Consider the following 14,254-nt stretch of genomic DNA (forward strand, 5'->3'; position numbering starts at 1 on the left):
CACCCATGTTCATCGTCATCAGCTACGATATCCCCGAAGACAAACGGCGCACCCGCATCCACAAAATCCTCAAATCCTACGGACAATGGATGCAATATTCGGTCTTCGAGTGCAATCTCAATGCAACTCAGTACGCCAAACTGCGCCAGCGACTGAGCAAAGTCATTAAGCCTGACACCGATAGCATTCGGTTCTATTTCCTCTGTGGTTGTTGCCAAGGTAAAGTAGAACGCATCGGCGGCGAACAACCCCGCGACGACTCCATCTTTTTCGCCTAAAATCCGACGCTAGGGGGGTGTGGAAATCGCCCTTGAGTTCAAAATCGCTGTATCGCTTACCCAGTTTGCCTTACAGCGTTTTTTTGGTTTCAAGGTAGCGTCGGACTAGACAGGGCAAGGGTTTCAGCGATTTCGACTTGCTTTTTACTCTCCAGTGAGCTACCATTAGAGGTGTGCGTCGGAAATGTACCTTGAAAACCAAATATCATAAGGGTCTCAGGAGCCAGCAGTTGAAACCAACATAAATCCCTATGAGGGATTGAAACATATCCATAGCAGCCACACAGATGGCCGCCGCACCCGGAAGTTGAAACCAACATAAATCCCTATGAGGGATTGAAACTTCACGATGAAGACGACGAAGCGGTTTCAGCTCAGTTGAAACCAACATAAATCCCTATGAGGGATTGAAACTTATGGGCAAAGTGGCACGGCAAAGCACCAACCGGCTATGCCGTTGAAACCAACATAAATCCCTATGAGGGATTGAAACACCAATGCCTGAGTTACTGCTTCAATAAGTGGATCTTGTTGAAACCAACATAAATCCCTATGAGGGATTGAAACAACCTATTTCCCCTCTTGCAGGCGATCGCCCATCCTCTTGCTAGTTGAAACCAACATAAATCCCTATGAGGGATTGAAACGAATTAGAGGGTGCGATAAAGATTTCTGAGGTTTCTTCAGTTGAAACCAACATAAATCCCTATGAGGGATTGAAACATCAACTCATTGAACTCGATGAATATCCAGAACCATTCATCAGTTGAAACCAACATAAATCCCTATGAGGGATTGAAACGCCTTGTAGTAGCTCAATCTATCGCTAGGGGATAGTTGAAACCAACATAAATCCCTATGAGGGATTGAAACCCGGAAAATCCACACAGGCCGAGCTTCTATCATGTTGAAACCAACATAAATCCCTATGAGGGATTGAAACTTTTCTCTCTCTCGACGACGATCGCGATATCAATCCTGGTTGAAACCAACATAAATCCCTATGAGGGATTGAAACGCCTTATCAAGCATGAAGTTACGTCGTCGGCAGAGTTGAAACCAACATAAATCCCTATGAGGGATTGAAACATGAAATTCGGATTTTGGGACATACCTTTCATCGAGTTGAAACCAACATAAATCCCTATGAGGGATTGAAACTGCTGCAAGATGACTGCAAATGATGCTTCCTGCAGTTGAAACCAACATAAATCCCTATGAGGGATTGAAACAAGGGCGATAAGCTAAGAACAGGGTGAGGAAGCATGGTTGAAACCAACATAAATCCCTATGAGGGATTGAAACCTTTAATTTCAGCTTCTTGGCATTCTTCAATGCCTTGGACAAAGTTGAAACCAACATAAATCCCTATGAGGGATTGAAACTTAGAGCAAGAGTACAGAGAGAGTAAATTCACTTTAGTTGAAACCAACATAAATCCCTATGAGGGATTGAAACACGCCAACCGACAACAGTTGGATCCCGCAAAACTTCACAAGTTGAAACCAACATAAATCCCTATGAGGGATTGAAACCCCGACGAATGGGACAATCTAGCTCTTTCAGATGAGTTGAAACCAACATAAATCCCTATGAGGGATTGAAACAATGAGCATTTTGAAACCTCATCTAATTTTTGGAAAATTGTTGAAACCAACATAAATCCCTATGAGGGATTGAAACATTGGAAAATTTAATCCAAGAGCCAGAGGGAAAAGAGTTGAAACCAACATAAATCCCTATGAGGGATTGAAACTCGGAAGCACGAAAATCAAGTACCCCACCAGATGTTGAAACCAACATAAATCCCTATGAGGGATTGAAACTTAGATAAATGTTCCATAATAATCACCGCAAAAAATTAGAGTTGAAACCAACATAAATCCCTATGAGGGATTGAAACCGGCAGAGCACGAAGCAACGCCACTCGCCTATCGTTGAAACCAACATAAATCCCTATGAGGGATTGAAACTAAAAATACATACATCTCATCAGTAAATCGGGTGAATGGTTGAAACCAACATAAATCCCTATGAGGGATTGAAACTGATGACATCCATACCTGAAAAAGTTTTTCTAGCTCTTCAGTTGAAACCAACATAAATCCCTATGAGGGATTGAAACTCAAATTGATCAGGAGAAAGCTTAACCTCAACACGAGTTGAAACCAACATAAATCCCTATGAGGGATTGAAACACACCGGAGATCAGGAAAAATCGATCGCAATTTCTGTTGAAACCAACATAAATCCCTATGAGGGATTGAAACGAGAGGTACAGGAGAAAATGCAGCGCTACCCTAGTTGAAACCAACATAAATCCCTATGAGGGATTGAAACATAACATTTGATAGATGAATCCAATTTATGACGAGAAAGTTGAAACCAACATAAATCCCTATGAGGGATTGAAACTAAATACTTGGTTAAACTTACGCGCATTGAGCGACGCGCGTTGAAACCAACATAAATCCCTATGAGGGATTGAAACTTTAGTCCCCTGAATTCCAAAATAATCGACTAAAACATCTTGTTGAAACCAACATAAATCCCTATGAGGGATTGAAACATGGCCCTAAATAGGGTCATTTTTTCATTTAAAATGTTGAAACCAACATAAATCCCTATGAGGGATTGAAACAGAAGTAAAACCGAGATTACGCTTATCAGGAGTGGTTGAAACCAACATAAATCCCTATGAGGGATTGAAACCAATGAATCTTATTATTCCCCACTACCCGAATCACACCCAAGTTGAAACCAACATAAATCCCTATGAGGGATTGAAACAAGTTGAGACTGAAGAGATTTAATATCAAGATAGCTAATGGAGTTGAAACCAACATAAATCCCTATGAGGGATTGAAACCCCTCGAACTGGCTGATTTTCGGAGGTGGGAATCGTTGAAACCAACATAAATCCCTATGAGGGATTGAAACCTTCAATTTTTCTCATAAAAAAGCTCCATTATATAAAATAAAGTTGAAACCAACATAAATCCCTATGAGGGATTGAAACGAGCATTGGTCGATCGCCAACAATGGGCAGCTCCGCAAGTTGAAACCAACATAAATCCCTATGAGGGATTGAAACGGTCTGACGAGCCATGTACAACTCTGATGCAACTGTTGAAACCAACATAAATCCCTATGAGGGATTGAAACCCTTTTTTTGGGTACATTTGTGCCGGATTGATGGTTGAAACCAACATAAATCCCTATGAGGGATTGAAACCAAATTAGCTGTAAAGGAATGTAACAAATCGCTCAAGTTGAAACCAACATAAATCCCTATGAGGGATTGAAACCTAACATCTGGTTCGCTACCACATCCTCACACAAGTTGAAACCAACATAAATCCCTATGAGGGATTGAAACATGTCAATGCAACTTCTAAAATATATACTAGATTCGTTGAAACCAACATAAATCCCTATGAGGGATTGAAACGGATGCCAGCGAACTCACAATATTTGCGATGCCAATAGGGTTGAAACCAACATAAATCCCTATGAGGGATTAAAACAGGAAATGAAGCTTAAATCCACCAGAAACCGGCAAAGTTGAAACCAACATAAATCCCTATGAGGGATTGAAACTGGGTTCCCATCAATAATTGGCAGCAAGTCTCCGTGGCTCCAGTTGAAACCAACATAAATCCCTATAAGGGAAAATTTTTCCAGCTCCGCTACACTTTTAATACACCTGCCATAAAAACCTTACTTTTTTTTTGCTATTTCACTACCTATGATATCTTCATTTTCTTGATGAAGCCCCGCTTCATCAAGAAATAGTATTAGAGTCTAAGGCTTCAAGGTTTATTCCATAGAAGAGAAAAGTGCTACAACCCACTCATTGACTGCGACAACAGCACAAATCGCCGTAAGTTGATGGTAAGTGGAGATAAAACTCACTGCCTTCATTTAAGGTTGAATCATAATCCAAAATACCTTGATGTTTATTGACCACAATTTGATAACTGGTTGCCAAGCCTAACCCTGTCCCTTTACCTACTACTTTAGTGGTAAAAAATGGGTCAAAAATTCGTTCTCTAATCTGATCCGGAATCCCCACTCCATTATCTTTGATTGTCACTTTAATTTCCCCGGAGTTGAGGACTTCAGTTCTAATCTCAATTTTCGGTTGTTCTACATTTTTATCGGACCATTTCCCTTGTTGCACAGCTTCTTCAATAGCATCAATCGAATTGTTCAAAAGATTGAGGAAAACTTGATTGAGAAGCCCAGGATAACACTCAATCGAAGGCCACTCTCTATAGTCTCGAATCACCAAAATTCTTTCATCATTTACTTTTAGATTTAAACGGTTCACTAGAATACTCAATGTAAGATCTAAATGCTCATTCAGATTGACCAATTTACGACCTTCTTCATCTAAACTGGAAAAGGTGCGTAACCCCTTCACTAACTGTCGGACTCGCTCAGTACCTGATTTCATCGAATTCAACAACTTGTGCAAATCTGACTCTAAAAAATCCCAATCTATTTCCTCTAGCTTTTGAGTGATTTCTTCAGGAGGATTAGGCATATAATCTTGATAAGTTTTAACCAATTCTGTTAGATCATTAAAATATTGATGGGCGTAAATCAAATTTCCATGGATGAAGTTTACGGGATTATTGAATTCATGGGCAACTCCAGCGACCAACTGTCCCAAAGAAGACATTTTCTCGGTTTGAACTAATTGTGCTTGAGTCCATTGTAATTCAGCTAAAGTCATGCTTAATTCATGGGCATTTTTATCAGATTTTTCTTTGGCTTGACGCAGATAATTTTGTTCCCAGTTTTGCGCTCGCCAGACAACGAATAGCATTAACAGGACAACAGTAACTATCATGAAAGCCAGAATATGTAAAGGTCGTAAATCTTGGTCAATATTTTGGTGGGGGATAACTAAAGCAATAGAAAAATTGGCTTCTTCTAGGGGCACATAGGCAAGATAGTATTTCCGATCCAGCCAATTGACTAAATTAATTCCCTGATTCCCGTTAACCATTTGTTGCGCTAAGATCCTTAATAGTGGATCTTTATTTTTGAGTAATGAGGTAGGTTCATTGCTTTCAAATCCAAAGATGTCCAGATCGCGAGGAACAATAGGAACCCCCTGAGAATCGAGCATAAATGCATAACTATTTGGGCCATAGGATAACTGCTCAATGACTTGTATTAAACGTTTTAGGGGGACGGGAGCAGCGATCGCCCCTTGTGGCTGATAATCTAAAGGTGCATCTGGAGTGATCGGCGCAACAATCATAATCTGTAATAAGCCTGTGGAACGGGAAATCAGAGGATCGGAAACATTTACTTTCCCTTGCATGGCTCGCTGGAAATACAGGCGATCTTGAGCCTGATTCGTCTTCCCTTGACTGGTATGAAAACGTCCTGTTTTCTCAAAAAAGGCTCCAAGATTAAACGGCTCAATTCTTTCGGCTTCTTGGACTAAATAAGGCTTAATCTGTTCCCAATCTAATGAGCGAGCCGTGGGACTATTGGCGATCGTTTCGACTTCTGTCTTGCGCTGACTAATCCATTGATCGACCTCTTGTACCCCATCTTTGACCTCTTTCAGGGCATGATTCTGAAGTTTCTTGAGCAGAGCCTGGTAAGCTCTCTGATAAGTGTAGTAACCAATAATCGTAGAACTGGCGATCGTCGCCATGACGATCGCCGAAATGAAAATACGATGCCTACTGATTGCCGATAATTTGATTGGAAAGCGGATCATAGTGAACATAGAGAGAATACTCCGCATCGCTGACGCGATCGCGAGCCATAAACGTTAATATACTTACCTTAGAGATTCATTTTAGACCTAAAATAGATCCACGTTGGGATTCTCCTGCACCAACTGAGATTTCAACTGAGCCGCTTCACCACAACTTTTGGGAGTTGGAAACAACTTACCAGGATTCGCTAAACCTTGGGGATTAAACACACTTCTCACCCATTGCATCGTTTCCAAATCTACGGGTGTAAACATCTGTTCCATATAACAGAGTTTATCGGCCCCAATGCCATGTTCTCCCGAAATACTGCCCCCTACTTGCACACAGATTTTTAGAATTTCTCCTCCTAATTTCTCTACCGTTTCTAAAGCTCCAGGAATAGAATTATCGTAGAGCAAAAGGGGATGAAGATTTCCATCTCCGGCATGAAATACATTAGCCACCGGATAGCCATAGCTTTTACTCAGTTTCTCAATTTCTCCCAGAACATAGGGCAATTGAGTCCGGGGAATAACCCCATCCTGGACATAATAATCTGGCTTGATTTTACCCACCGCGGCAAACGCTGATTTACGACCTTTCCATAATTTTAGACGTTCCTCTGGATCGGTCGCTGTTTTGATCTGTCTGGCTCCATTTTGGCGGCAAATTTCGGCAATGCGTTTCGCATTTTCTGCCACTTCTACCTCTAACCCATCTACTTCAACTAAGAGAATAGCAACCGCATCTCTGGGATAACAATTGCTGGCCACCACATCTTCAACCGCATTAATGCTAAAGTTATCCATCATTTCCATACCAGCCGGAATAATACCGCTGCTGACAATATCAGAAACCGCAGCCCCTGCTGCTTCAATACTGGTAAAATCAGCGAGCAGGACTTGAATGGCTTCCGCTTGTTTAATAATCCGCAATCGAATTTCTGTGGCAATGCCTAGGGTTCCTTCTGAACCAACAAACAATCCTGTTAGGTCATATCCAGGCATTTCTGGTACTTCTCCACCCACATCAACGATAGAACCATCGGGAAGCACAAGTTTTAAGCCAAGAACGTGGTTGGTGGTGACTCCATATTTGAAACAATGGACTCCTCCTGAGTTTTCCGCTACATTACCGCCAATCGAGCAAATAATTTGACTGGAGGGATCGGGGGCATAATAGAACCCTGCACCACTGACTGCTTCGGTAACCCAGTTATTAATGACAGCCGGTTGCACCACCACTTGTTGATTTTCCAGGTCAATATCTAGGATATTGCGCATAAATGCCGTAGAAATTAAGACTCCATTTTCTACAGGTAGAGCGCCTCCAGAGAGTCCCGTGCCTGCGCCCCGTGCTACCCAGGGAAGTTGGTAGCGATCGCATAATTTGACGGTTTCTGCCACTTCTTCGGTATCGCGCGGCAGTAATACCAGTTTCGGCCGCACCCGATAACTGGTCAATCCATCACATTCATAGGTTAGAAGTTCTTCCTTGCGCTGGATGACATTTCTACGGCCAAGGACTTGTTCAAAGTCGCGAATAATACGTTTCCAATCTGAGTTAGTGCGGGAGACTTGGGGGGGCGAACTGAGCATGGAGATCCAGAAAAAAAAGTCACTGTTTCTACTTTAACCAAGATCGAGGAGTTGTTGCTGCCTTAAAATAATTCTTTTGGTCTCTCTAGAGACTGTTGTCATCCGTGAAGCGATCGCCTTTTTATCACGGTCTGAGATGCTGACGTTTCCGCGATTACCGACAGGGAACGGGGAAGAGGGAACAAAGTTAAGTCCTTTATTGATGCACCAGACACTGCCACTATACTCTATATAGCCTCTATTCCATCGAGGGATACCCCTCACCCCATAACTAAAATCACTAAATTAATAATGAATCATTTTCATAGAGTATGCCAGCAGAGCTATCCGTATTTAGCAAAAAGTGTACTCTCATTAGCGTTATTAGGCAGTTTAAGTAATTGCACTATAGGCGAGACGATTACATCTGATGCCTATGACTCTCAGATCGAAGATAGGGGTGACATTATTATGAGTTATGAGGAAACCGACGACGAAGTATGGGCAAATATCCGCACCGCATTGATTGAGACTGAGTTTTATGATGATCTGGCAAGTGATTTAAACGAAATGCTTGTATTTCCAACGGATATCACTGTTGTTTTCACCACTTGTGATGAAGCTAATGCTTATTACGATCCAAATGCAGTGACCATTACGATGTGTTATGAGTTGATCGATGAATTTCTCTCAATTTTTACAGAAAATAGTGAAACTGAAGAAGATTTTGCATATGCAGTTATTGATGCGAGTTTATTTACCTTTTTTCACGAACTCGGTCATGCTTTAGTCGATCTGTACGAACTCCCAATTATAGGAAAAGAAGAAGATGCCGTTGATACGTTTTCCACGATTATTCTCCTCGATGTTTATGAAGATGATGCGGGAGCATTGAGTGGGATGTTTCAGTTTGAAGCAGAAGCAGCAGAGGAAGCAGAAAATCTCGAAAGTCTTCCCTTTTGGGGCGAACATGCGTTAAGTTCACAACGTTTTTATGATACGGCATGTTTAATCTATGGTAGCGATCGCCAGGAATTTGCATTCTTGCCCGAAGAGGGATATTTACCAGAAGAACGGGCGGAAATATGCGAGGAAGAATACGAGCAAAAATCAGAGGCATGGGGCACTTTACTAGAACCTTTTTGGAAATGATATAACGCTAGGCAATAGGAAATTACAAGACTATCCTATTCCCTACATTCTTCACACTGTGCATCACATTGGCAAATAGCCCTTAATCGAGTATACTGCCAAAAGCCAGCCAAATTATGCATATTCCATGGGTGAACCCTTAATTGAACTGCGCGGTATTTGCCAAACCTTTGGTCAAAGCAGGATTTTAGATAACCTTGACCTGACGATCTACAAAGGAGAAGCATTAGGGATTATCGGGCCCTCCGGGACAGGGAAATCCACAATCCTAAGAATTATTGCTGGTTTACATCAACCGGATGCTGGCGAAATTTATGTCTCTGGACAAAAGCGTGAAGGGTTAGTGGGAGATATCCAAGACCCAATTACGATTGGTATGGTCTTTCAACAGGCTGCCTTATTTGACTCGTTAACTGTGGCGGAAAATGTCGGATTTCGACTCTATCAAGAAGGCAAAATTCCTCAAAAACATATCCGGGAAATGGTGGAAACAAAACTGGAATTAGTGGGATTATCGGGAATTAGTGATCGCTTCCCGGCTCAACTATCTGGAGGAATGCGCAAACGAGTCAGCTTTGCCCGAGCCATTATGGAAAATCCCCAAGATCCCCAAGACCATCCCGAAGTCCTGCTCTACGATGAACCCACTGCTGGGCTCGATCCCATTGCCTCCACCGTCGTTGAAGACTTGATTCGCTCTCTCAAACAGAAACAAGGAGGCTGTAGTACCTATGTAATGGTCACCCACCAAGAAAGTACCATTCGCCGCACCACAGATCGGATCGTCTTCATGCACCAGGGTAAAGTCCAATGGGATGGCAAAATTGAAGAAATTGATGACACAGATAATCCCTATATTCGTCAATTTGCCGCCGGGAGCTTAGAGGGCCCGATTCCCGTCATCAGTTAAGATAAAGCGGGTACGATCTTGTAGGGAAGCGAAAACCATCATGCGTCAACGGACAATTCGAGAAGGTTCAGTTGGGTTACTTATTTTAGTTGGGATGGGACTTTTTGGCGGTCTTATCCTTTGGTTACGCGGAGCAACTTTTGGTAGACAAATTTACTCCGTAATTGTCGAATTTGACAATACTGAAGGAATACAAATTGGGGCAGAAGTTCGATATCGTGGGGTCGAAGTTGGTTCCGTGGCTGCCATTAATCCAGGATCAAATGGGGTTGATGTCACCCTTAATATTCATCAAGCAGATTTGGTGATGCCAAAAAATGCGCTCATTGAAGCCAATCAATCCGGTTTAGTTGGCTCCACGACAATTGATATTATTCCCTTATCTTCTGTGCCAGCAAATATGACTTCGGCTCAGGGTCAGGACTGCGATCGGACCGTGGTTATTTGCGAAGGAAGCCGACTTTCTGGCCAAATTGGAGTCAGCTATGTTGAACTCCTACGCAGGGGTCTAGATATGGCAGAACTCTTTAGTTCGGAAGAATTTTATGCTCGTCTGATGTCTACCCTGGACGGAGCAACATCTGCGACTGAAAATTTTACAGTTCTGAGCGCTGAACTAGCAGAACTAACGACCCTGGCTAAGGGAGAAATCAGTACGATCTCTAATGCAACTGAATCCGTAGGTGCGGCAGCGGATCAAATTCGTCAATCCACCCTGCAAGCAACCACCCAATTTACTGAAAGTAGTGCCCAACTGACTAGACAAGTGGAAAGCACCAGTGCCGAACTAAGAACTGCACTACAAAATATGAATGGTTTGATTGCCCAAAATCGCACCAATCTTACTAGCACCTTAGCGAATTTAGAGCGCACATCCGAGGAGATGAAGATTGCTGTATCTACATTGACCCCAATTCTCAGTCAAGTGCAACAAGGAGAGTTGATCAATAACCTAGAAATTCTTTCAGCCAATGCTGCCCAAGCTTCTGCCAACTTAAAAGATTTATCTGATGGCATTAACAATCCTACGACTTTGTTGATGCTCCAACAAACCTTAGATTCAGCTCGCTCAACATTTCAAAATGCCCAAAAAATAACCTCAGATATGGATGATTTACTCGGCGATCCCGAATTTCGCCAGAATATTCGTAATTTGGTTAATGGTTTGGGTCAATTGGTTTCTTCTACAGAACGTCTAGAAGAACAAGCGGAAATTGCCCAGGTTTTAGAGCCGATTAAGACCCAAATGCAATCTCCCAAGCTTCAGCAACAGTTGCCACAAGTTGAGGCATTCAATGCTCCAGAGTTAACGGACTGGAACATAGTACAGGATATGGATTCTAATATCAAAGTGGATTTTAAGATTGAACCGAAAACCCTCTTTGAACTGAATCCAGAGTTTCCCTTTGCGGATTTTTCCCCTTCCACACCCTCGCTTGATTTTAATCCATAGGGAGATGGGGAGATGGACGACACAGAGACACGGAGATACAGAGATTCCCTATTCCCTAGCGCACAGCGCACAGCCCTCTAACTCCAATCCTCCTGTTGATTGTTTCCTCGTTTATACACCAATCCTTGGATATGAATGGCACAGGTTCGCTCAAATAAGGCTTCCTCATTCAAGTTCCACTGTTGCATGGCGCGGTTTAAATCCTGTTGTAGCGCTCTAGCACCTGGAAAATCTTGGTAACGAATTCTCAAACGCGCTAATTCTACTAAATGAAAATCTGTCGGTTCTCCAGAATGTTGGAGCAATTGATCCACAATCAGGCGATCGCGATCCTCACGGGGATGCTTTTGATCCTTTCCAGATTCATGATTCATAACGCTCTATCCTGAACTTCAATCAACCGGCAAAAGGGAGACAGTGCTATACCATCTAAACCATAATATGACTAAACGGAATCCTTGACCTATGAGTTAAGCCATTGATTCCGAGCCTCGAGCATTAATGTTAAACTACTCCCAAATTTATTCAATTCCATGGTTGCTCTCAAATCCTTTCCCGATTCCTCCCCTCGTCGCCAACCTCGTTTACACAACCCGAATCGTTCCAGACTGCGGTTAGTCTCTTCCCAACCTCAAGCTCCTAAAATACCATCCACTTCGCCATCGGCTAGTTCTTCTAGAGTGCCTTCACAGATTGCTCGGAATGACCGCTTTCAGCGACGGGTTGTCGATAAATCTACGTCAGTTCAGGGATTAACTCAATCAGGAACCGTTAAACGCTTAGATCCAAAACATAACCAATTACCAAAGAGTGTAGTCGCTCTACGGGCGATCGAAAAAATCCTCTTTTTTTGTACCCTAGGTTTGGGTGCAGCTACCATGGGAATCTATAGTCTAACGGTGCAAACACAGCAAGAATGGATGAAAAAATACGACCATCTGCAAAATCTAGAACGCTATGAGCGTCAATTAGTTACGGCTAGTGAAATCTTAAAAAATCGGATGGCATCCCAAGCAGAAACCGAAGATACCGGTTTAGTTCCTCAAAATCCAGAGACTACGATTTTCCTTGAGCCAGTCGAACAACGTTCGGTTCCTGCTATTTCTGAGTCTTTGCCGAATTTAGCACCGGAACCGTTATCCTCTAAACCTTGGGGATATTAAGGTTTCCAATTAGAAGACCTAATGGGAATAGGGAATGGGGAATAGGGAATAGGTTATGGTAGCTAGGTTTCCGTATTGAACCGGAGTCCTAACCCACTCTTTCTCTGCTATACCATTGGTCTATGAAGTTATACTTAACAAGTGGCTTAGAGCCACTTGTTTTTCAGGGATTAATTAGTTTATTTGAGCAATTATGGCCTCAACTTCTCGGCCGAGCAAACATATAAGCCAACGGAAAGCGATCGCCACGGGTTCTTTCCCTAGAAAGCCAGGTAGAAAAATGGCTGCTGTCCCTCAGATGCGATCAGTAGTGGTTTGGGGAGTGCTGATTGCTGGTTTATTGGGATTAAGCCTAAAATTATTAAGCTTACAGGTCATTCAGAGTGCCGAGTTGCACGAAAAGGCACAACAGCAACAACGCAGTCAAGAACAGAAGGCGACTTCCCGTCGGTCTATTGTCGATCGCCAAGGACATTTTTTGGCAGTCGATCAACCCCGGTTTACCTTGTACGCCCATCCCATCCTGTTTAAGCGACCTATGCCAGAGATTGCTAGCGCCCTCTCTAGTATCTTAGGTATACCGGCCAATCAACTCATGCAACGCTTTTCTGAAGGGCCGACAGGGATTCAAATTCAGTATAGTGTGCCGGAAGATGCCGCTCGTCGGATTCAAACGCTATCTATTGATGGCTTAGAGTTAAATGCCTATCAAGAGCGGATTTATCCCCAAGAAGATCTGGTATCGGAAGTGGTGGGATATGTGAATATGGAGCGGGTGGGACAATCTGGAATCGAAGCTGCCTATGAAAATATTCTAGAGCGCTCTAGTGAGTGGGTCGAAGTGACGCGCACGGGAGAAGGCGATATTTTACCCAATCAAGGATTGACTCCCTTGTTAAATATGGATGCCCTGCAATTGCAATTAACCCTGGATACTCGGCTGCAACGGGTTTCTCGGTTAGCCCTTTCTGAGCAGATGAAACAATATCAGGCCAAGCGGGGTACGGTGATTGTGATGGATGCATCGGATGGGTCGATCTTGTCGTTGGTGCAATATCCGTCGTTTGATGCCAATACCTATTGGAAAGCCGATTTAGGGTTATTAAAAAACTGGGCAATTACTGATTTATATGAGCCAGGATCGACGTTTAAGCCGATTAATGTGGCGATCGCCTTAGAAGCAGATGCGATTGAACCTGACGATCAGTTTTACGATCCAGGACAGATTTATATCGGTGAATGGCCGATTCAGAATTATGACTTTGATGCCAATGGAGGTAGAGGAGTATCAAGTCTAACCGATATTATCAAATATTCCAGTAATGTCGCGATGGTTAGAGTTGTCCAGCAGATGAAGCCAGAAGTCTTTTATGACTGGCTGGAAAACCTGGGACTTTCAAGTCTTATGGGAATTGATTTACCAGGAGAAACCGCGGGTTACCTCAAACCAAAAGAACATTTTGTCAATATAGCTGTTGAGCCGGCTGTTGTCTCCTTTGGTCAAGGATTATCCTTAACTCCCCTGAAACTTGCCCAACTCCATGCCACTTTGGCCAATGGGGGATTTTTAGTCACTCCTCATGTGGTTAAGGGACTTAGGGATGTACAAGGACAATTGCACTATACTCCAAGTATTGAACCTCCCCGCCGAGTGTTTTCTCAAGAAACAACTGAAGCCGTTTTAGCGATGATGGAAGCCGTGGTGGATGGGGGGAGTGGAAAGGCGGCCCATATCCCCAATTATAGAGTGGCAGGTAAAACCGGAACGGCTCAGAAGGCTTATGCGGGTGGTGGGTATTATGAATCCGCAAAAATAACCAGTTTTGTTGGTATTTTGCCGGATGGCCCCTATGTGGTCGTTGCAGTGGTTGATGAACCGAAAGGTGCAGGAGCTTTTGGGGGTACGGTATCGGCTCCGATTGTAAAATCTGTAATGGAAGCCCTCATTCCCATGGAGAAGATTCCTCCGTCTACTCATCAACCTAATGAATAATG

At 43.0% G+C, this 14,254-nt stretch carries 9 protein-coding genes and 1 CRISPR repeat array; of the genes, 6 read left to right on the plus strand and 3 right to left on the minus strand.

Features of this window, described 5'->3' with window-relative positions:
* Window positions 1-5 precede the first annotated feature (5 nt).
* Window positions 6-278, plus strand: a complete 273-nt coding sequence (gene cas2, locus J7529_RS05890; RefSeq protein WP_318728221.1) for a CRISPR-associated endonuclease Cas2 — start codon at window positions 6-8, stop codon at window positions 276-278.
* Window positions 279-507: 229 nt separating this feature from the next.
* Window positions 508-3,878: a CRISPR direct-repeat array (repeat unit 37 nt; unit sequence GTTGAAACCAACATAAATCCCTATGAGGGATTGAAAC).
* A 253-nt stretch (window positions 3,879-4,131) separates the two neighbouring features.
* Here cas2 and J7529_RS05895 read toward each other — a convergent pair.
* Together J7529_RS05895 and J7529_RS05900 are read right to left on the minus strand one after the other, a co-directional pair.
* On the minus strand, window positions 4,132-6,024 hold the full coding sequence (locus tag J7529_RS05895; RefSeq protein WP_318728222.1) for a sensor histidine kinase: 1,893 nt from the start codon (window positions 6,022-6,024) through the stop codon (window positions 4,132-4,134).
* Window positions 6,025-6,111: 87 nt separating this feature from the next.
* Window positions 6,112-7,602 carry an FAD-linked oxidase C-terminal domain-containing protein gene (locus J7529_RS05900; RefSeq protein ID WP_318728223.1) on the minus strand — a complete coding sequence of 497 codons (1,491 nt, stop codon included), beginning with the start codon at window positions 7,600-7,602 and terminating at the stop codon, window positions 6,112-6,114.
* Window positions 7,603-7,893: 291 nt separating this feature from the next.
* Here J7529_RS05900 and J7529_RS05905 point away from each other — a divergent pair, with 291 nt between their 5' ends.
* The 3 genes from J7529_RS05905 (at window position 7,894) to J7529_RS05915 (ending at window position 11,096) form a co-directional block, all read left to right on the plus strand.
* Window positions 7,894-8,733, plus strand: a complete 840-nt coding sequence (locus J7529_RS05905; protein ID WP_318728224.1) for a DUF4344 domain-containing metallopeptidase — start codon at window positions 7,894-7,896, stop codon at window positions 8,731-8,733.
* 127 nt (window positions 8,734-8,860) lie between these two features.
* A complete protein-coding gene (locus J7529_RS05910) occupies window positions 8,861-9,643 on the plus strand; it encodes an ABC transporter ATP-binding protein (protein ID WP_318728225.1) in 783 nt (260 codons plus the stop codon).
* A 40-nt stretch (window positions 9,644-9,683) separates the two neighbouring features.
* Complete coding sequence (locus J7529_RS05915) at window positions 9,684-11,096, plus strand: MlaD family protein (RefSeq protein ID WP_318728226.1); 1,413 nt, start codon at window positions 9,684-9,686, stop codon at window positions 11,094-11,096.
* Between the two features lie 77 nt (window positions 11,097-11,173).
* On the opposite strand, the gene J7529_RS05920 is transcribed toward J7529_RS05915, so the two are convergent.
* Window positions 11,174-11,470: a DUF3288 family protein gene (locus tag J7529_RS05920; RefSeq protein WP_318728227.1), complete on the minus strand. Its 297-nt coding sequence runs from the start codon at window positions 11,468-11,470 to the stop codon at window positions 11,174-11,176.
* Window positions 11,471-11,629: 159 nt separating this feature from the next.
* Here J7529_RS05920 and J7529_RS05925 point away from each other — a divergent pair, with 159 nt between their 5' ends.
* Both J7529_RS05925 and J7529_RS05930 read left to right on the plus strand, forming a co-directional pair.
* Entirely contained in the window at window positions 11,630-12,259 is a 630-nt protein-coding gene (locus J7529_RS05925; RefSeq protein ID WP_318728228.1) for a hypothetical protein, read from the plus strand.
* Between the two features lie 193 nt (window positions 12,260-12,452).
* Window positions 12,453-14,252: a penicillin-binding protein 2 gene (locus J7529_RS05930; RefSeq protein WP_318728229.1), complete on the plus strand. Its 1,800-nt coding sequence runs from the start codon at window positions 12,453-12,455 to the stop codon at window positions 14,250-14,252.
* Window positions 14,253-14,254 lie beyond the last annotated feature (2 nt).

The sequence above is a fragment of the Roseofilum sp. Guam genome, from assembly GCF_017746735.1.
In the GTDB taxonomy this organism is placed as follows: Bacteria; Cyanobacteriota; Cyanobacteriia; order Cyanobacteriales; family Desertifilaceae; genus Roseofilum; species Roseofilum reptotaenium.

Bases quoted from the DNA above. Each gene is read 5' to 3' on its own strand.
- cas2 (WP_318728221.1), top strand. From the start codon at position 6: ATGTTCATCGTCATCAGCTACGATATCCCCGAAGACAAACGGCGCACC.
- J7529_RS05895 (WP_318728222.1), bottom strand. From the start codon at position 6,024: ATGATCCGCTTTCCAATCAAATTATCGGCAATCAGTAGGCATCGTATT.
- J7529_RS05900 (WP_318728223.1), bottom strand. From the start codon at position 7,602: ATGCTCAGTTCGCCCCCCCAAGTCTCCCGCACTAACTCAGATTGGAAA.
- J7529_RS05905 (WP_318728224.1), top strand. From the start codon at position 7,894: ATGAATCATTTTCATAGAGTATGCCAGCAGAGCTATCCGTATTTAGCA.
- J7529_RS05910 (WP_318728225.1), top strand. From the start codon at position 8,861: ATGGGTGAACCCTTAATTGAACTGCGCGGTATTTGCCAAACCTTTGGT.
- J7529_RS05915 (WP_318728226.1), top strand. From the start codon at position 9,684: ATGCGTCAACGGACAATTCGAGAAGGTTCAGTTGGGTTACTTATTTTA.
- J7529_RS05920 (WP_318728227.1), bottom strand. From the start codon at position 11,470: ATGAATCATGAATCTGGAAAGGATCAAAAGCATCCCCGTGAGGATCGC.
- J7529_RS05925 (WP_318728228.1), top strand. From the start codon at position 11,630: ATGGTTGCTCTCAAATCCTTTCCCGATTCCTCCCCTCGTCGCCAACCT.
- J7529_RS05930 (WP_318728229.1), top strand. From the start codon at position 12,453: ATGGCCTCAACTTCTCGGCCGAGCAAACATATAAGCCAACGGAAAGCG.